Below are 17881 nucleotides of genomic sequence, written 5' to 3' on the forward strand. Positions count from 1 at the left end.
GTCTCGCAAACGGTGGTGCTGGGTGGGGTCAGTGGTGGTGCCTGGGCGGCAGCGGGACTCTGATCAGGTCCTGCGCCACGGTGAGTTCGCCGTCGAACCCGGCGGCGCGGGCCTGGGTCTCGAAGAGTTCGGGGTCGCTGTAGCGCTGCGAGAAGTGGGTCAGCACCAGGTGGCGTACGCCGGAATCCTTCGCCACCCGGGCGGCCTGGCCTGCGGTCAGATGGCCGTGGTCGGTGGCGAGCTTCTCGTCCTCGTCCAGGAAGGTGGACTCGATGACGAGCATGTCGCACCCCTCGGCGAGCGCGTACACCCCGTCGCAGAGCCGGGTGTCCATGACGAACGCGAACCGCTGCCCGCGCCGGTGCTCGGAGACCTGCTCCAGGGTGACGCCGCCGAGGACGCCCTCCCGCTGGAGGCGGCCGACGTCCGGCCCGCTGATGCCGTGCTCCTTGAGGAGGGCGGGCAGCATGCGGCGGCTGTCGGGCTCGGTGAGGCGGTAGCCGTACGACTCGACGGGGTGCGAGAGCTTGTGGCTGTCCAGCGTGTACGAGTCCGTCGCGGCGAGGACCCCGCCGACTCCGGCGACCGGGGTCTCGGTCAGCCGGACGGTCTCGCGGTAGGCGGTGGCGTACCGCAGCCGGTCGAAGAAGTGCTGCCCGCTCGCCGGGTAGTGGGCGGTGACGGGGTGCGGAACCTGGTCCAGGTTGATGCGCTGGATCACTCCGGCGAGCCCGAGGGAGTGGTCGCCGTGGAAGTGGGTGACGCAGATCCGGTCGATGTCGTGCGCGGCGACCCCCGCCCGGAGCATCTGGCGCTGGGTGCCCTCGCCGGGATCGAAGAGGATGCCCTGGCCGTCCCAGCGCAGCAGATAGCCGTTGTGGTTGCGGTGCCGGGTGGGGACCTGGCTGGCGGTGCCGAGCACCACCAGCTCGCGTACGGACATGGGGAAACGCTCCTGCGGTGCGGGTGTTATCCGGGCGGCCACTGGAGGCCGCGGCCGCCCAGGACGTGGGCGTGCGCGTGGAAGACGGTCTGGCCCGCGCCCGAGCCGGTGTTGAGGATGATCCGGTAGCCGGTCGAGTCCACCTTCTCGTCGGCGGCGACCGCTCCGGCCTCGCGCAGCACGTCGGCGGCGATCTGCGGTTCGGCGGCGGCCAGCGAGGCGGCGTCCGGGTAGTGGACCTTGGGGATGACCAGGACGTGGGTCGGGGCCTGCGGGTTGATGTCGCGGAAGGCGACGGTCGTGTCGCTCTCGCGGACGATGGTCGCCGGGATGTCCCCCGAGACGATCTTGCAGAACAGGCAGTCGGTCTGCGGCTCTCCCGCCATAGGGCCGGGCCTCCTCGTTCGCTGGTGATCAGTACACGGGCATGTTATCGCCGGTCCGTGGGGGCCGTTCAGCCCCAGCGACCGGTGCGGCCGAGGAGCAGCGCCGTCGCGGCCGTCCCCGCCGTTGACGTACGCAGCACGCTGCGGCCCAGCCGGTACGGGCGGGCGCCCGCCTCGGCGAAGGCGGCCAGCTCCTGAGGGGAGACGCCGCCCTCGGGGCCGACGACGAGCACGATCGTGCCGGTGGCGGGGAGTTCGGCGGTGGCGAGGGGGGTGCTGTCGTGGTCGCGGTCCTCGTGCAGGACCCCGGCGAAGTCGGCACCGGCCAGGAGGGCGGCGACCTGCTTGGTCGTCAGGGCCTCGGCCACCTCGGGGAAGCGGACGCGGCGGGACTGCTTGCCCGCCTCCCGTGCCGTGCTGCGCCACTTCGTCAGGGCCTTGGCGCCGCGCTCGCCCTTCCACTGGGTGATGCAGCGGGCGGCCTGCCAGGGCACGATCGCGTCGACGCCGGTCTCGGTCATGGTCTCGACGGCGAGTTCGCCCCGGTCGCCCTTGGGGAGCGCCTGGACGACGGTGATCCGGGGCGCCGGCTCCGGCTCCTCGTGGACGCCTTCGACACCGACGGTCAGCCGGTCCTTGCCCTCGGCCGCCCGGACGACGCCCTCCGCCCAGTGGCCCAGCCCGTCGGTGAGGACGACGGCCTCGCCGGGCTCCAGCCGCTTGACCGAGACGGCGTGCCGTCCTTCGGGGCCGTCCAGGACGAACTCCGGTCCGGTGGGCATCCGTTCGACGACGAAGACCGGTGCCGTCACCGGGGACTCCTCATGCTCAGGGCCGTACGGGCGGCCTCCAGTTCGTCGGCGAGCAGTTCGATCAGCTCGCCGACGGGCAGTTCGCGGGCCATCCGGTGGCCCTGCCCCGCCCACAGGGCCATGCCCTGGGCATCCCCCGCCTTCGCCGCGGCCTGGCGCAGCCCGGTGGTCAGGTAGTGGACCTGGGGGTAGGCGGCGGGGGCGTACGGGCCGTGTTCGCGGATGAACCGGTTGACCAGTCCGCGCGCGGGCCGCCCGGAGAAGGCGCGGGTCAGCTCGGTGCGGACGAAGAGCGGGTTGGTCAGGGCCTGCTTGTGGAGCAGGTGGGCGCCGGACTCGGGGCAGATCAGGAAGGCGGTGCCGAGCTGGGCGGCGTCCGCGCCCGCCGCGAGGACGGCGGCGATCTGGGAGCCGCGCATCAGACCGCCGGTGGCGACGATGGGGATCTGCACCGTCTCGCGGACCTGGGTGACGAGGGTGAGCAGCCCGGTGCCGGTGTGGTCGGCCTGCGGGTCGTCGCGATGGGTGGACTGGTGGCCGCCCGCCTCGACGCCCTGGACGCAGACGGCGTCGGCGCCCGCCCACTGGGCGCCCTGGGCCTCCTCGGCGGAGGTGACCGTCACGATGGTGTACGTCCCCGCCTTGGCGAAGGCGTCCAGCGTGTCGCGGGTGGGACAGCCGAAGGTGAAGGAGACCACCGGGACGGGGTCCTCCAGCAGGATGGCGACCTTCGCCTCGTACCCGTCGTCGCCGCTGCTGTCGGGGTCGCCGAGCGGGGTCTCGTACCAGGCGGCCTCACCGGCCAGCTGGTGGCGGTAGACCTCGACGGCGCTGGGGTCGCCGAGGGCGGGCTGCGGCATGAAGAGGTTGACGCCGAAGGGGCCGCCGGTGAGCCGGCGCAGCTGTTTGATCTCGTTGTACATGCCGTCCGCCGTCTTGTACCCGGCGGCGAGGAACCCGAGCCCGCCCGCCTCGGCGACGGCCGCGGCGAGCTGAGGTCCGGAAGCGCCGCCCGCCATGGGGGCCTGCACGATCGGATACCGGCAGAGATCGGTCAACGCGGAGGACATGACCGCATCGTGCCACGTCCGCCGCACAGGGCCGAATCAGCCAGCGTCCGGCGTGACCGGATCTCCCGCAGAACGCCGCACCGCCCACCGGCGGGTAACCGGTGGGCGGTGCGGTGAAAGGCGGAAAAGGGTTCAGCGGCCGTTGAAGGCGTCCTTCAGCCGGGAGAAGAGGCCCTGCTGACCTGGCTGAAACTGACCCAGGGGCCGCTCCTCGCCGCGCAGCTTGGAGAGCTCCCGCAGGAGCCGCTCCTGCTCCGCGTCGAGTTTGGAGGGGGTCATGACCTCGACGTGCACGATGAGGTCGCCCCGGCCGCCGCCGCGCAGGTGGGTGATGCCCCGCCCGTGCAGGGGGACGGACTGGCCGGACTGGGTGCCGGGCCGGATGTCGATCTCCTCGACGCCGTCCAGGGTCTCCAGCGGACACTTCGTCCCGAGGGCGGCCGCCGTCATCGGGATGGTGACGGTGCAGTGCAGGTCGTCGCCGCGCCGCTGGAAGACGGCGTGCGGCAGCTCGTGGATCTCGACGTACAGGTCGCCGGGCGGGCCGCCGCCGGGGCCGACCTCGCCCTCACCGGCGAGCTGGATGCGGGTGCCGTTGTCGACGCCCGCCGGGATCTTGACGGTGAGCGTGCGGCGCGAGCGGATACGGCCGTCACCGGCGCACTCCGGGCACGGCGTCGGCACGACCGTACCGAAGCCCTGGCACTGCGGGCAGGGCCGCGAGGTCATGACCTGGCCCAGGAAGGACCGGGTGACCTGCGAGACCTCGCCACGGCCGCGGCACATGTCGCAGGTCTGGGCGGAGGTGCCGGGGGCCGCGCCCTCGCCGCTGCACGTGTTGCAGACGACCGCCGTGTCGACCTGGATGTCCTTGGTGGTGCCGAAGGCCGCCTCGGCGAGGTCGATCTCCAGGCGGATCATGGCGTCCTGGCCGCGCCGGGTGCGCGAGCGGGGCCCGCGCTGCGAGGCCGTTCCGAAGAACGCGTCCATGATGTCGGAGAAGTTGCCGAAGCCGCCGGCTCCGAAACCGCCCGCGCCGCCGCCCCCGCCGTTGGCGGAGAGCGGGTCGCCGCCGAGGTCGTAGACCTGCTTCTTCTGCGGGTCCGAGAGCACCTCGTAAGCGGCGTTGATCTCCTTGAACCGCTCCTGGGTCTTCGGATCCGGGTTGACATCCGGGTGCAGCTCGCGTGCGAGCCGACGGAATGCCTTCTTGATCTCGTCCTGAGATGCGTCGCGGCGCACGCCGAGTACGGCGTAGTAGTCCGTGGCCACTTACGACTCCGCCAGGATCTGTCCGACGTAACGTGCCACTGCGCGTACCGCTCCCATCGTTCCGGGGTAGTCCATGCGGGTCGGTCCGACCACGCCGAGTTTGGCGACTGCCTCGTCGCCCGAACCGTAGCCGACCGCGACGACGGACGTGGACGTGAGGCCCTCGTGGGCGTTCTCGTGCCCGATCCGCACGGTCATGGCTGAGTCCGTGGCCTCACCGAGCAGCTTCAGCAGGACGACCTGCTCCTCCAGTGCTTCCAGCACCGGCCGGATCATCACAGGGAAGTCGTGCCCGAAGCGGGTGAGGTTGGAGGTGCCGCCGATCATCAGCCGCTCCTCCGTCTCCTCGACCAGGGTTTCGAGGAGGGTGGAAAGGACCGTGGAGACCGTTCCCCGGTCCTCGCTGTCGAAGGATTCCGGCAGCTCCCGCACCAGCCGCGGGACATCCGCGAAGCGGCGTCCGACGACCCGGCTGTTGAGCCGGGCCCGCAGATCCGCGAGGGATGCCTCGCCGAAGGGCGCGGGGCAGTCGATCATACGCTGTTCGACCCGGCCGGTGTCCGTGATCAGGACCAGCATCAGCCGGGCGGGGGCCAGCGAGAGCAGCTCCACGTGCCGGACCGTGGAGCGGGTCAGCGAGGGGTACTGCACGACCGCGACCTGCCGGGTCAGCTGCGCGAGCAGCCGTACGGTCCGGCCGACCACGTCGTCCAGGTCGACCGCGCCGTCGAGGAAGTTCTGGATGGCGCGGCGCTCGGGCGAGGAGAGCGGCTTGACGCCGGCGAGCTTGTCGACGAAGAGGCGGTACCCCTTGTCGGTGGGGATGCGTCCCGCGCTCGTGTGCGGCTGCGCGATGAAGCCCTCGTCCTCCAGCACCGCCATGTCGTTGCGGACGGTGGCCGGGGAGACGCCCAGCTGGTGCCGCTCCGTGAGGGCCTTGGAGCCGACGGGCTCCTCGGTGCCGACGTAGTCCTGGACGATGGCGCGCAGCACTTCGAGTCTGCGTTCGCTGAGCATGGCGCACACCTCCAGCTGTCGTTCTCCGGTGTCTGACTTCCGGTATCCGTCTGGCACTCGGTGCGTATGAGTGCCAGCTACCCACCGGTCAGTGTACGGGGGTGGGGTGGGGCCTGGGCAAGGGCGACCGGCCACGCCGCCGCCGGACCGCGCAGGTGGCCCCGATAGCGTCGCCCCATGGACGTCTCTTGGGAAGACTTCGGCTGGGAGCGGTTGGGCCGCGGTATCGGGCGGCGCCGCCTGCCGGGCTGGGACGCCACGGTCGCGCTGGTGGCCGGGGCGGAGAGCGTGCTGCTGTACGACACCGGGTCGACCCTGCGCGAGGGCGTCGAGTTGCGGAGGCAGGCCGAGGCGCTGCTCGGCCGGAGGGTGACGCATATCGCACTGAGCCACCCGCACTTCGACCATGTGCTGGGTACGGCGGCGTTCGCCGGGGCGCAGGTGTACGGGGCGGTGGGCATCGCCGCCCTGCTGCGGCGCTCGGCGGACGAGCTGACCGGGTCGGCCGTGCGCCACGGTCTCGCGGAGGAGGAGGCGCACCGGTCGGTGGACACGCTGGTGGTGCCGCACCACGAGGTGACCGGCGAGTGGACCCTCGACCTGGGCGGCGGCCGTCAGGTGCTGCTCGCCAACGTGGGCCCGGGGCACAGCGGCCACGACCTCGCGGTGCTGGTCCCGGGCACGGAGGGCGAGCCCCCGGTGGTGCTCTGCGGGGACCTGGTGGAGGAGTCGGGCGACCCGCAGGCGGGCCGGGACGCGATCCCCTCCCGCTGGCCGGCCGCCCTGGACCGGCTGCTCGAACTGGGCGGCGAGGGCGCGGTGTACGTACCGGGGCACGGGGCGGTGGTGGACGCGGCGTTCGTCCGGGCGCAGCGGGCGGCGCTGGCGGAGCGGTTCGGGGCGGGGTGAGGATTATCGTCTGCGCATGCGCAGCTATCAGCCGGACCTGACCCCGCCGTGGAAGAGGTCCGCCCCCGTGCCCGAGGTCCCCGCCGAACCCGATCTGGTCGTGGAGGAGGTCGCCACCGGTTTCTGCGGGGCGGTGATCCGCTGCGAGAAGACGGCCCAGGGTCCGACGGTGACCCTGGAGGACCGCTTCGGCAAGCAGCGGGTCTTCCCGATGGAACCGCGCGCCTTCCTGCTGGAGGGCAAGGTGGTCACGCTGGTCCGCCCGGGCCCCGGCGGTCCGGTGCGCCCCACCCGTACGGCCTCCGGTTCGGTGGCGGTGCCCGGTGCGCGGGCCCGGGTGGCGCGGGCGGGGCGGATCTATGTGGAGGGCCGGCACGACGCGGAGCTGGTGGAGCGGGTGTGGGGCGACGACCTGCGCATCGAGGGCGTGGTCGTGGAGTACCTGGAGGGCATCGACGACCTCCCGGCCATCGTGGGCGAGTTCTCCCCGGGGCCGGACGCCCGGCTCGGGGTGCTGGTGGACCACCTGGTGGCCGGTTCCAAGGAGTCCCGGATCGCGGCGCAGGTCTCGGACCCGCATGTGCTGGTGGTGGGCCACCCGTACATCGACGTGTGGGAGGCGGTGAAGCCGTCGTCGGTGGGGATCGAGGCGTGGCCGGTGGTGCCTCGGGGCCAGGACTGGAAGACGGGGGTGTGCCGGGCGCTGGGCTGGCCGGAGAACACCGGGGCGGCCTGGCAGCACATCCTGTCCAAGGTCCGCAGCTACAAGGACCTGGAGCCCCAACTGCTGGGCAGGGTCGAGGAGTTGATCGACTTCGTGACGCTGCCCGAGTGACGTTACGGGGGCGAGCCCGGCCCCCGGGCTCAGTCCACCAGGTCCCGCACCACCGCGTCGGCCAGGAGCCGCCCGCGCAGGGTGAGGACCGCGCGGCCCTCCTCGTACGGAACGGGCTCCAGCAGCCCGTCGGTGAGGGCGCGGCGGGAGGCGGCGAGGCCGTCGGGTTTCAGGAGGGTGAGCGGGCAGCCCTCGCGGAGCCGGAGCTCCAGCAGGATGCGCTCCACCCGGCGGTCCTCCTCGGCGAGGACCTCCCGGCCCGCGCCGGGTGAGCGGCCCTCGGAGAGCGCCTGAGCGTACGCGCCCGGGTGCTTCACGTTCCACCAGCGGACCCCGCCGACGTGGCTGTGGGCGCCGGGGCCCGCGCCCCACCAGTCGGCGCCGCGCCAGTACAGCTCGTTGTGGAGGCAGCGGCCGGCCTCGGTGGTGGCCCAGTTGGAGACCTCGTACCAGTCGAAACCGGCCGCCGCGAAGGCCTCGTCCGCGATCAGGTAGCGGTCGGCGTGCGCGTCGTCGTCGGTCATGGGGATCTCGCCGCGCCGGATGCGGCGGGCGAGCTGGGTGCCCTCCTCGACGATGAGCGCGTACGCGGAGATGTGGTCGGGGCCCGCGCCGATCGCCGCGTCCAGGGTGGCCCGCCAGTCGTCGTCGGACTCGCCGGGGGTGCCGTAGATCAGGTCCAGGTTGACGTGGTCGAAGCCCGCCGCCCGGGCCTCGGCGACGCAGGCCTCGGGGCGGCCGGGGGTGTGCGTGCGGTCCAGGATCTTCAGGACGTGCTGCTTGGCGCTCTGCATCCCGAAGGAGACCCGGTTGAAGCCGCCCTCGCGCAGGGCGGAGAGGTAGGCCGGGTCGACGGACTCCGGGTTCGCCTCGGTGGTGATCTCCGCGTCCTCCGCGAGCCCGAACTCCTCCTTGATCGATGCCAGCATCCGTACGAGATCGGCAGCGGGCAGGAGCGTGGGGGTGCCGCCGCCGACGAAGACCGTACGGACCGGGCGCGGGTCGTCGCCGAGGACCTTGCGGGCCTGGCGGACCTCCTCGATCAGGTGGGCGGCGTAGTTGTCGCGGGAGGCCAGGGCGCCGCCGGAGCCGCGCAGCTCGGTGGCGGTGTAGGTGTTGAAGTCGCAGTAGCCGCAGCGGGTGGCGCAGTACGGGACGTGCAGGTAGAAGCCGAGCGGGCGGTCGGCTGCGCCTTCCAGGGCGTGGCGGGGCAGCGCCCCGTCGTCGGGCACGGGCTCACCATCGGGCAGTACGGAAGGCATACCGACCATTGTCGCTCGCCCCGGACGTTTCCCGGACCGGGCCGCTTTTCGCCGATGTGCTCCGGTCCGCGTCCAGCACCCCGACGTACCTCAGTCCGCGTGCAGCATCCCGACGTGCTTCAGTCCGCGTGCAGCACCAGCAGGGCCACGTCGTCGTCCGGGGGCTGCTCGGCGAACTCGTGGACGGCCCGTCTGATCCGCTCGGCCGTCGCCTCGGCGGGCAGCCCCGCGCACCCGGCGAGCACCCGGGCCAGCCCGTCCCCGTCGTCGAACATCAGCGGGCCCGACCGCCGCTCGGTCACCCCGTCCGTGACGCAGAGCAGGGTGTCCCCGGGCGCGAGGTCGAAGACCTGGCTCTCGTACGCCACGTCCTCGACGACCCCCAGCAGCACCTGCGGCTCGGCCGCCGGGCGTACGGAGCCGTCGGGGCGCAGCAGCAGCGGCAGCGGGTGCCCGGCGCTGGCCACCGTGCAGCGGACACCTCCACCGGGGAGCGGCACGACCTCCCCGTAGAGCAGGGAGAGGAAGCGCGACTGCGAGCCGTCGTGGAGCTGCTGGCCCCCGGCGGCGGCGACCATCAGCGCGGCGGCCTCGGCGGCCTCCATGGCGTCGTCCAGGAGCAGCCGGTTGAGCCGGTCCAGCACCTCGCCGACGCCGAAGCCCTCCCGGGAGAGCAGACGGAGCCAGGGGCGGGCGAGGCCGGTGACGACGGCGGCCTCGGGCCCTGAGCCCTGGACGTCGCCGAGGACGAAGCACCAGCGGTCGCCGGGGCAGGGGAAGATGTCGTAGAAGTCACCTCCGACCACGCCGTCGTCGCTCGGTTCGTATACGAGGGCGCTGGTGACGCCGGGGATCTCCGCGACCTTGCTGGGGAGCAGGCCGCGCTGGAGGATGCGGCTGATGGTGGCCTGCCGGGTGTAGGCGCGGGCGGCGCCGACGGCGAGGCCGAGACGGCGTACGAAGTCCTCGATGAGCGAGGCGACGGCCTCGGGCACCTGGGCGACGCCCTCCCGGCCGACGAGGACGGTGCCGAGCGCCCGGCCGGCCGCCGTGATCCGGAAGGCGAGCGCGGCACCGTCGCGGCCACCGGGCTGCGGGGGCTCGTCCGTGGGCGGGGCCGGCCAGGGCACGGGGACGGAGACCGGCCCGGAGCCGGCGCCGGGCGGGAGGCGGAGGGGTTCGCGCTCCAGGGCGGTGCGCAGGGGCTCCGTACCGCTCTCGTCGCTGTGCCAGACCCGGGCGAGCCGGGGTTCGGCCCCCGGTCCCCCGCTCTCGGCCTCCAGCCAGATCGCGCACCAGTCGGCGAGGCGCGGCACCAGCAGCTGGCCCGCTATGGCGGCCACCAGATCCTCGTCGAGTTGCCCGGCGAGCAGGTCGGACGCCTCGGCGAGGAAGGCGGGGGCGCCCCGGCTGTCCCAGACGGCGTCATCGCGCTCGGTGCGCCGGGCGGCGGGGGCGAGGATCTCTGCGGCGCGCAGACCGCGCCGGAGGGTGTCCTGGTCGGGCGGGGCGGGCGGGGCGCTCCAGTCGTCGACGGGGAGGCGGGCCCAGACGGTCTTGAGGCCGGTGCGGTAGGTGATACCCCAGGACTCGGCGAGGGTGGCGACGAGCTGGAGACCCCGGCCGTACTCGGCGGGGTCGGGGAGAGGGGCGGGGTCGGTGGGGGCGGTTCGGGCCTCGGTGGGGGCGGCGGGAGCGGTTCGGGCCTCGGTGGGTGGCTCGGTGGTCGTAGCGGCGGGGGCGTGCGCGGGCGCGGGGTCTCCGGCGGCCCCCGGCTCGTCGGCGCCCACCGGGCGGGCCGGGTGGTGGTCGGTGACCTCCAGGACGAGGGCGGCCGAGGGCTCGTCGCCGCCCTCCTCCTCCAGCCGGAGGACCAGGTCGACCGTGGTCCCGGCGTGCACGACGGCGTTGGTGACCAGCTCGTTGGTGACGGTCACCGCGTCGTCGGCGAGCCGGTCGCTGAAGCCCACGGCGGCGGGCACCCCGAGCCCGGTCCACTCCGCGAGCGCCGCCCGCACGAACCGGCGGGCGGCGGACGGGGCGAGGGGTATGCCGGGCAGGCTGGTACGGCTGGCCAGGCGCGGGCCGTGCGCGTACCCGGCACGGGCGGTGCCGGGGCGCTGCACGGTGTCCCGCTGCAAGGGGATGGGTGCCACGGTGCGGCTCCTACGGGTCCGACGACTCCGACAGAGTGACAGACCGGACGCGCCCATAAGCGCCGAGTTACCGAAGTGGGCAGAAAATCGAGCACATTCGAACGCAAGCAGAGGTGGGATCAACCGGGAGCGAAACCGGGTTCCGTCGCGGCGATGAGCCCGCGGGCGTCCACGGGTCTGCCCCTGGAGAGACGACCGACTCATCAGGAGCAGACCATGGGCCTCATCCACATCGAGATGTTCGCGACCCTGGACCTCGTCGGGCAGGCGCCCGGCGGGCCGGACGAGGACCCGGCGGGGTTCCCGTTCGGCGGCTGGCAGGCGCCGTTGCTGGACCAGGTCACCGGGGCGCAGGTCGGTGACGCGTACGAGGGCACGGACGCCCTCCTGCTCGGCCGGCGGACGTACGACATCTTCGCCGCCTACTGGCCGCACCAGGAGGGCGGCGAGGACAACGAGATCGCCACGCTCTTCAACGGCGTCCCGAAGTACGTGGCCTCCCGCGGCAGGCCCGACCTCTCGTGGGCCGGGTCCACGCGACTCGGCCCGGACCTGGCCGCCTCGGTGCGCGAGATCCGTGACCGGCACGAACACGTGAAGGTGGTCGGGAGCCTGAACCTCGTACAGACCCTCCTGCGCGAGAAGCTCTTCGACCGTCTCGACCTCTGGCTGCACCCCATCGTGCTCGGCGTCGGGAAGAAGGTGTTCGACGGGGGCGAGGTGCCCACCAACCTCACGCTCCTCGCGCCTCCGGCAGCCGGTCCGAAGGGCACGGTGTACCTGCGCTACGGCCTCGCCGACGGCACTCCCGCGACGGGGGACATGAGCGCCCCCGATCGCGGTGCCGGAAGCTAGCGCGCTCGGTCAGGGCAGGAGACGTACGGCGGGGACGCTCGCGGCAGGGCACGCACGGCCGGGCACGGCAGGCGGGGCGCACGGCCGGACATTCACGGCAGGACGCGTACGGCAGGGCACGCACGGCGAACGGGGCGGCCGGACACCTGGGTGTCCCGCCGCCCCGCCCGCGTACGCCGCCCCCTCGGGAACGGCGGCGGCTCGCGCTACGCCTCGCGCGATCCCGCGTACATCTCGTCGATCAGCCCCTGGTACTCCCGCTCCACGACCGGCCGCTTCAGCTTGAGGCTCGGGGTCAGCTCGCCGTGCTCCACGTCCAGGTCACGCGGCAGGAGGCGGAACTTCTTGATGGTCTGCCAGCGCTGGAGGCCCTCGTTGAGGCGCTGTACGTACCCGTCGATCAGCTCCACGGTCTGCGGGGCGGCGACGACGTCCGCGTACTCCTTGCCCTCCAGGCCGTTCTCGGCGGCCCAGTTCAGGATGGTGGGGCCGTCGAGGGCGATGAGCGCGGTGCAGAAGTTACGGTCCGCGCCGTGCACCAGGATGTTGGAGACGAACGGGCAGACCGCCTTGAACTGGCCCTCGACCTCGGCCGGGGCGACGTACTTGCCGCCCGACGTCTTGATCAGGTCCTTCTTGCGGTCGGTGATGCGCAGGTAGCCGTCGGCCGACAGCTCGCCGATGTCACCGGTGTGGATCCAGCCGTCCGACTCCAGGACCTCTTCGGTCTTGTCGGGCAGCTTGTGGTAGCCCTGCATGACGCCGGGGCCGCGCAGCAGGATCTCGCCGTCGTCCGCGATGCGCACCTCGGTGCCGGGGAGCGGCTTGCCGACGGTGCCGGTGCGGTAGGCCTCGCCCGGGTTGACGAAGGAGGCGGCGCTGGTCTCGGTGAGCCCGTAGCCCTCCAGGATGTGGACGCCGGCGCCCGCGAAGAAGTAGCCGATGTCGGGGGCGAGGGCTGCGGAGCCGGAGATGCAGGCGCGCAGCCGGCCGCCGAAGGCGTCGCGGATCTTGGAGAAGACGAGCGCGTCGGCGACCTTGTGCTTGGCGCCGAGCGCGAAGGGTACGGACGCCTTGCCGGTGCGGCGGAAGTTGTCCTGGGAGACCTTGGCGTACTCGCGGGCCACCCCGGCCGCCCACTGGAAGATCTTGTACTTGGCGCCGCCGCCCGCGCGGGCCTTGGAGGCGACCCCGTTGTAGACCTTCTCGAAGATCCGGGGCACGGCCGCCATGTAGGTCGGCTGGACGACCGGCAGGTTCTCGATGATCTTGTCGATGCGGCCGTCGATCGCGGTGACGTGGCCGACCTCGATCTGGCCCGAGGTGAGGACCTTGCCGAAGACGTGGGCGAGCGGCAGCCAGAGGTACTGCACGTCCTCGGCGGTGATCAGGCCGGTCGCCACGGTGGCCTTGGCCATGTACGACCAGTTGTCGTGCGGCAGCCGTACGCCCTTGGGGCGGCCGGTGGTGCCCGAGGTGTAGATGAGGGTGGCGAGCTGGTCGGCCGTGATGGCGGAGACCCGCTCGGTGACCGCGTCCGGGGTCTTGGCGAGGAGCTCCTTGCCCTGCGCCTCCAGGTCGGCGAGGGTGATGATCCAGCCCTCGGGGTCGCCCTCGGCGGGCTCCACACCGGCCGGGTCGATGACGACGACATGGGCGAGGTCGGGCAGCTCGGCGCGGCGCTCACGGGCCTTGGCCAGCTGCTCGGCGTCCTCCGCGATGAGGATGCGGCTCTCGGAGTCGGCCAGGATGAACGCGGACTCCTCGGCGTTCGTCGAGGGGTAGACCGTGGTGGTCGCGGCGCCCGCGCACATCACGCCGAGGTCGATGAGGACCCACTCGACCCGGGTGGCGGAGGAGAGGGCGACCCGCTCCTCCGGCCGCACGCCGAGCGCGATCAGGCCGGCGGCGATCGCGTAGACCCGCTCGGCGGCCTGGCCCCAGGTCAGCGACTTCCAGTCGTCGGGACCCTCGCCCGAGGCCGACGGGACCGGGTAGCGGTACGCCTCCCCGTCCGGGGTCGCCGCCACGCGGTCGATGAAGAGGGCCGCCACGGAGGGCGGCCGGTTATCGATCAAGGTCTGTGTGTCGCTCACGACGTCCTCCGGGCCTGCGGCATTGCTACGACCGGCTTCTTTGATACTGCGACTACTGCAACTGAGCGCCGCTGTCCTGTGCTGCTGTCCTGCTGCGCAACCTGCTTGTTCGGCTTGTTTAACTGGCGAGTAACCATCGATGCGTGATCAGAGTAGAGCGCACGCGTCCGCCGCGTAAGAGGCAACGGGCCGCCGCTTTCATAACGAAAGGGCCCTCACATCGCACGTTACTGCGGTGTGAGGGCCCTTCGGGCCGTTCGTCGCCCGGGCGGGTGGGACCGGGTCGCGGCGGGGCTACTTCTTGCCCTTGCTCTCCCCGGCGGACTCGTCGGTCGACAGCACCGAGATGAAGGCGTCCTGCGGAACCTCCACGTTGCCGACCATCTTCATCCGCTTCTTGCCCTCCTTCTGCTTCTCCAGCAGCTTCCGCTTACGGGAGATGTCACCGCCGTAGCACTTGGCGAGGACGTCCTTGCGGATGGCGCGGACCGTCTCGCGGGCGATGACCCGGGCGCCGATGGCGGCCTGGATCGGCACCTCGAAGTTCTGCCGGGGGATGAGCTTCTGGAGCTTGGCGACGAGCCGGACGCCGTACGCGTACGCCTTGTCCTTGTGGGTGACCGCGGAGAACGCGTCCACCTTGTCGCCGTGGAGCAGGATGTCGACCTTGACGAGCTGGGCCGACTGCTCGCCGGTGGGCTCGTAGTCGAGGGAGGCGTAACCGCGGGTCTTGGACTTCAGCTGGTCGAAGAAGTCGAAGACGATCTCGGCGAGGGGCAGCGTGTAGCGGATCTCGACGCGGTCCTCGGAGAGGTAGTCCATGCCGAGCAGGGTGCCGCGCCGGTTCTGGCAGAGCTCCATGATCGCGCCGATGAACTCGCTGGGGGCCAGCACCGTGGCGCGGACGACCGGCTCGTGCACCTTGTCGATCTTGCCCTCGGGGAACTCGCTCGGGTTGGTGACGACGTGCTCGGTGCCGTCCTCCATCTCGACCCGGTAGACCACGTTGGGGGCGGTCGCGATCAGGTCGAGGCCGAACTCGCGCTCCAGCCGCTCACGGACCACGTCCAGGTGGAGCAGGCCGAGGAAGCCGACGCGGAAGCCGAAGCCGAGCGCGGCGGAGGTCTCCGGCTCGTAGACGAGGGCGGCGTCGTTGAGCTGGAGCTTGTCCAGCGCCTCGCGCAGGTCCGGGTAGTCCGAGCCGTCCAGCGGGTAGAGCCCCGAGAAGACCATCGGCTTCGGGTCCTTGTAGCCGCCCAGCGCCTCGGTCGCCCCCTTGTTCAGGGAGGTGATCGTGTCACCGACCTTGGACTGCCGGACGTCCTTCACGCCGGTGATGATGTAGCCGACCTCGCCCACACCGATGCCGTCGGCCGGGGTCATCTCCGGGGAGGACACCCCGATCTCCAGCAGCTCGTGGGTGGCGCCGGTCGACATCATCTTGATGCGCTCGCGCTTGTTGAGCTGTCCGTCGACGACACGGACGTAGGTGACGACACCGCGGTACGGGTCGTAGACCGAGTCGAAGATCATCGCGCGTGCGGCGGCGTCCGCGTCACCGACCGGGGCCGGTACGTCACGGACGACCCGGTCGAGGAGCGCGTCCACGCCGATGCCGGTCTTGGCGGAGACCTTCAGCACGTCCTCGGGCTGGCAGCCGATGAGGTTGGCCAGCTCCTCGGAGAACTTCTCCGGCTGAGCGGCCGGGAGGTCGATCTTGTTGAGCACCGGGACGATGGTGAGGTCGTTCTCCATCGCGAGATAGAGGTTGGCCAGCGTCTGGGCCTCGATGCCCTGCGCGGCGTCGACCAGCAGGACCGTGCCCTCGCAGGCCGCGAGCGAACGGGAGACCTCGTAGGTGAAGTCCACGTGGCCCGGGGTGTCGATCATGTTGAGGATGTGGGTGGTGCCCGTGTCCTCACCCGTGTCGGGCGCCCAGGGCAGTCGGACCGCCTGGGACTTGATGGTGATGCCGCGCTCGCGCTCGATGTCCATCCGGTCGAGGTACTGAGCACGCATCTGCCGCTGGTCGACCACTCCGGTCAGCTGAAGCATCCGGTCGGCAAGGGTCGACTTGCCGTGGTCGATGTGCGCGATGATGCAGAAATTGCGGATCAGCGCCGGGTCGGTACGGCTCGGCTCGGGCACGTTGGAAGGAGTCGCGGGCACGCAGGGTCCTGATTCTTGAGACGCCGAACGCCGTGTCTCGGGTCGATGTCGGGTCGGTCGGATCGTCGGTCGGATCGATACGTAGGCTCCATCGTCCCACGCCTGCGGGACAGAGACCGGTTTGGGCCGGTCGGATGGTGACTGCTACCGTGGACAGCTGTGCCTCGTGGCTCTCACGAGCGGCGCGGCTCACCTGGAAGATCCAACGAACCTGAAAAGGCTCTATTCGTGGCGAACATCAAGTCCCAGATCAAGCGGAACAAGACCAACGAGAAGGCGCGCCTGCGCAACAAGGCCGTCAAGTCGTCGCTCAAGACCGCGATCCGCAAGGCCCGCGAGGCCGCCGCTGCCGGTGACGTCGAGAAGGCCACCACGGCCGTCCGCGACGCCTCCCGTCAGCTCGACAAGGCTGTCTCGAAGGGTGTCATCCACAAGAACGCCGCCGCCAACAAGAAGTCGGCGCTGGCGTCCAAGGTTGCCGCCCTGCAGGCCTGAGCTTCTTCCCGAAGCTCACTGATGTGAACGCCGGAACGGACTCGACGGGCCCTCTCTCCCGCCCCTGACCGGCACCCCGCGCCGCACACCGAACCTGCGTTCGCCACGCGGGTGCGGCGCACCAAGAGCGTGACCCGGAAGCCCCGGCCGCCGATCTCCCCAGATCAGCGCTCCGGGGCTTCCGCGTGTATGCCCCCTTGCGCCCCCGTCCGGGCATCTCCCTAGCCGGGGCTGGGGGACGTTTCCAGCCCGTCCGGGCCATCCCCAGCCGAAGCCCGGGGCACTTCCAGCCCGTCCGGCGCTTGAGGACGGAACCGGTGCACGCACGAGGGCCCGCACCCCACGGGGAACACGGACGGCTCCAGCCCACCCGGGCCATCCCCAGCCGAAGCCCGGGGCACTTCCAGCCCGTCCGGCGCTTGAGGACGGAACCGGTGCACGCACGAGGGCCCGCACCCCACGGGGAACACGGACGGCTCCAGCCCACCCGGGCCATCCCCAGCCGAAGCCCGGGGCACTTCCCAGCCCGTCCGGCGCTTGAGGACGGAACCGGTCATACCAGGGCCCCGCACCCGGCGGCGAACCCGGGAGGCGGAACAGCTACCGCCCCGACCTCGCGGCCCGCGCCACCGCGACCACGGCCTTCTCCAAGGCGTACTCAGGGTCATCCCCCCCACCCTTCACCCCCGCATCCGCAGCCGCCACGGCCCGCAGGGCCAGAGCCACCCCGTCCGGCGTCCACCCCCGCATCTGCTGCCGCACCCGGTCGATCTTCCACGGCGGCATCCCCAGCTCGCGAGCGAGATCGGCCGGCCGCCCGCCCCGCGCGGAGGACAGCTTCCCGATCGCCCGCACCCCCTGCGCCAGCGCACTGGTGATCAGCACGGGCGCGACCCCGGTCGACAGCGACCACCGCAGCGCCTCCAGCGCCTCCGCCGCCCGCCCCTCGACGGCCCGGTCGGCGACGGTGAACGACGAAGCCTCGGCCCGCCCCGTGTAGTAGCGCCCGACGACCGCCTCGTCGATCGTCCCCTCGACATCCGCGATCAGCTGCGACACCGCACTGGCCAGCTCCCGCAGATCGCTGCCGATGGAGTCGACCAGCGCCTGGCACGCCTCCGGCGTCGCGGACCGCCCGTGGGTCCGGAACTCCGACCGTACGAAGGAGAGCCGCTCGGCCGGCTTGGTGGTCTTCGGGCAGGCGACCTCCCGGGCACCCGCCTTGCGCGCCGCGTCCAGGAGCCCCTTGCCCTTGGCCCCGCCCGCGTGCAGCAGGACGAGCGTGATCTCCTCGACCGGCGCCCCGAGATACGCCTTGACGTCCTTGACCGTGTCGGCCGCGAGATCCTGCGCGTTCCGCACGATCACGACCTTACGCTCGGCGAAGAGCGAGGGGCTGGTGAGCTCGGCGAGCGTGCCGGGCTGCAACTGGTCGGACGCCAGATCACGGACATCCGTATCGGCGTCGGCAGCGCGGGCCGCCGCCACCACCTGCTGCACCGCACGGTCCAGGAGGAGGTCCTCCTGGCCCACGGCGAGGGTGAGGGGGGCGAGCGGGTCGTCGGTGGGATTCTTCCTGGTGGCCATCGCGATCCAGCATCCCA

At 71.9% G+C, this 17881-nt stretch carries 15 protein-coding genes; 4 read left to right on the forward strand and 11 right to left on the reverse strand.

All coding sequences use genetic code 11. The features are described from left to right. Window positions 1–28: 28 nt before the first annotated feature. The 6 genes from GTY67_RS09255 to hrcA all read right to left on the reverse strand — a co-directional run bounded on the left by GTY67_RS09255 (window position 29) and on the right by hrcA (window position 5500). Window positions 29–943 carry a ribonuclease Z gene (locus tag GTY67_RS09255; RefSeq protein ID WP_161278351.1) on the reverse strand — a complete coding sequence of 305 codons (915 nt, stop codon included), beginning with the start codon at window positions 941–943 and terminating at the stop codon, window positions 29–31. Window positions 944–969: 26 nt separating this feature from the next. Next, window positions 970–1329, reverse strand: a complete 360-nt coding sequence (locus GTY67_RS09260; RefSeq protein ID WP_030563432.1) for a histidine triad nucleotide-binding protein — start codon at window positions 1327–1329, stop codon at window positions 970–972. A 68-nt stretch (window positions 1330–1397) separates the two neighbouring features. Next, a complete protein-coding gene (locus GTY67_RS09265) occupies window positions 1398–2141 on the reverse strand; it encodes a 16S rRNA (uracil(1498)-N(3))-methyltransferase (RefSeq protein ID WP_093693282.1) in 744 nt (247 codons plus the stop codon). Further along, on the reverse strand, window positions 2138–3211 hold the full coding sequence (locus GTY67_RS09270) for a nitronate monooxygenase (protein ID WP_093693281.1): 1074 nt from the start codon (window positions 3209–3211) through the stop codon (window positions 2138–2140). Before GTY67_RS09270 ends, GTY67_RS09265 begins: the two co-directional genes overlap by 4 nt. 132 nt (window positions 3212–3343) lie before the next feature. Next, on the reverse strand, window positions 3344–4483 hold the full coding sequence (dnaJ, locus tag GTY67_RS09275) for a molecular chaperone DnaJ (RefSeq protein WP_093693280.1): 1140 nt from the start codon (window positions 4481–4483) through the stop codon (window positions 3344–3346). Further along, window positions 4484–5500: a heat-inducible transcriptional repressor HrcA gene (gene hrcA, locus GTY67_RS09280; protein WP_030563440.1), complete on the reverse strand. Its 1017-nt coding sequence runs from the start codon at window positions 5498–5500 to the stop codon at window positions 4484–4486. A gap of 177 nt (window positions 5501–5677) precedes the next feature. Here hrcA and GTY67_RS09285 point away from each other — a divergent pair, with 177 nt between their 5' ends. Both GTY67_RS09285 and GTY67_RS09290 read left to right on the forward strand, forming a co-directional pair. After that, window positions 5678–6409, forward strand: a complete 732-nt coding sequence (locus GTY67_RS09285; protein WP_161278352.1) for an MBL fold metallo-hydrolase — start codon at window positions 5678–5680, stop codon at window positions 6407–6409. A 16-nt stretch (window positions 6410–6425) separates the two neighbouring features. Next, window positions 6426–7244, forward strand: coding sequence for a DUF3097 domain-containing protein (locus GTY67_RS09290; protein ID WP_093693278.1), 819 nt, complete (start codon window positions 6426–6428; stop codon window positions 7242–7244). Window positions 7245–7273: 29 nt separating this feature from the next. On the opposite strand, the gene hemW is transcribed toward GTY67_RS09290, so the two are convergent. Together hemW and GTY67_RS09300 are read right to left on the reverse strand one after the other, a co-directional pair. Then, entirely contained in the window at window positions 7274–8515 is a 1242-nt protein-coding gene (hemW, locus tag GTY67_RS09295; RefSeq protein ID WP_161278353.1) for a radical SAM family heme chaperone HemW, read from the reverse strand. A 110-nt stretch (window positions 8516–8625) separates the two neighbouring features. After that, window positions 8626–10662, reverse strand: a complete 2037-nt coding sequence (locus tag GTY67_RS09300) for an ATP-binding SpoIIE family protein phosphatase (RefSeq protein WP_161278354.1) — start codon at window positions 10660–10662, stop codon at window positions 8626–8628. Window positions 10663–10878: 216 nt separating this feature from the next. Here GTY67_RS09300 and GTY67_RS09305 point away from each other — a divergent pair, with 216 nt between their 5' ends. After that, a complete protein-coding gene (locus tag GTY67_RS09305; RefSeq protein WP_161278355.1) occupies window positions 10879–11517 on the forward strand; it encodes a dihydrofolate reductase family protein in 639 nt (212 codons plus the stop codon). Window positions 11518–11723: 206 nt separating this feature from the next. Here the strand turns inward: GTY67_RS09305 and GTY67_RS09310 are convergent, their stop codons facing one another. Continuing rightward, window positions 11724–13613 (reverse strand): AMP-dependent synthetase/ligase, encoded by a 1890-nt coding sequence (locus GTY67_RS09310; protein WP_161278356.1) that lies wholly within the window; start codon window positions 13611–13613, stop codon window positions 11724–11726. A gap of 294 nt (window positions 13614–13907) precedes the next feature. Beyond that, a complete protein-coding gene (lepA, locus tag GTY67_RS09315) occupies window positions 13908–15782 on the reverse strand; it encodes a translation elongation factor 4 (protein ID WP_093693273.1) in 1875 nt (624 codons plus the stop codon). A gap of 228 nt (window positions 15783–16010) precedes the next feature. Between lepA and rpsT the strand changes: the two genes are divergently transcribed. Further along, a complete protein-coding gene (rpsT, locus tag GTY67_RS09320) occupies window positions 16011–16277 on the forward strand; it encodes a 30S ribosomal protein S20 (RefSeq protein WP_030077886.1) in 267 nt (88 codons plus the stop codon). Window positions 16278–16877: 600 nt separating this feature from the next. On the opposite strand, the gene holA is transcribed toward rpsT, so the two are convergent. Then, window positions 16878–17864, reverse strand: coding sequence for a DNA polymerase III subunit delta (holA, locus tag GTY67_RS09325; RefSeq protein WP_093693272.1), 987 nt, complete (start codon window positions 17862–17864; stop codon window positions 16878–16880). Window positions 17865–17881: the final 17 nt, after the last annotated feature.

Source organism: Streptomyces sp. SID8374 (assembly GCF_009865135.1).
Taxonomy (GTDB): Bacteria; Actinomycetota; Actinomycetes; order Streptomycetales; family Streptomycetaceae; genus Streptomyces.

Bases quoted from the DNA above. Each gene is read 5' to 3' on its own strand.
- GTY67_RS09255 (WP_161278351.1), bottom strand. From the start codon at position 943: ATGTCCGTACGCGAGCTGGTGGTGCTCGGCACCGCCAGCCAGGTCCCC.
- GTY67_RS09260 (WP_030563432.1), bottom strand. From the start codon at position 1,329: ATGGCGGGAGAGCCGCAGACCGACTGCCTGTTCTGCAAGATCGTCTCG.
- GTY67_RS09270 (WP_093693281.1), bottom strand. From the start codon at position 3,211: ATGTCCTCCGCGTTGACCGATCTCTGCCGGTATCCGATCGTGCAGGCC.
- hrcA (WP_030563440.1), bottom strand. From the start codon at position 5,500: ATGCTCAGCGAACGCAGACTCGAAGTGCTGCGCGCCATCGTCCAGGAC.
- GTY67_RS09285 (WP_161278352.1), top strand. From the start codon at position 5,678: ATGGACGTCTCTTGGGAAGACTTCGGCTGGGAGCGGTTGGGCCGCGGT.
- GTY67_RS09290 (WP_093693278.1), top strand. From the start codon at position 6,426: ATGCGCAGCTATCAGCCGGACCTGACCCCGCCGTGGAAGAGGTCCGCC.
- hemW (WP_161278353.1), bottom strand. From the start codon at position 8,515: ATGGTCGGTATGCCTTCCGTACTGCCCGATGGTGAGCCCGTGCCCGAC.
- GTY67_RS09305 (WP_161278355.1), top strand. From the start codon at position 10,879: ATGGGCCTCATCCACATCGAGATGTTCGCGACCCTGGACCTCGTCGGG.
- holA (WP_093693272.1), bottom strand. From the start codon at position 17,864: ATGGCCACCAGGAAGAATCCCACCGACGACCCGCTCGCCCCCCTCACC.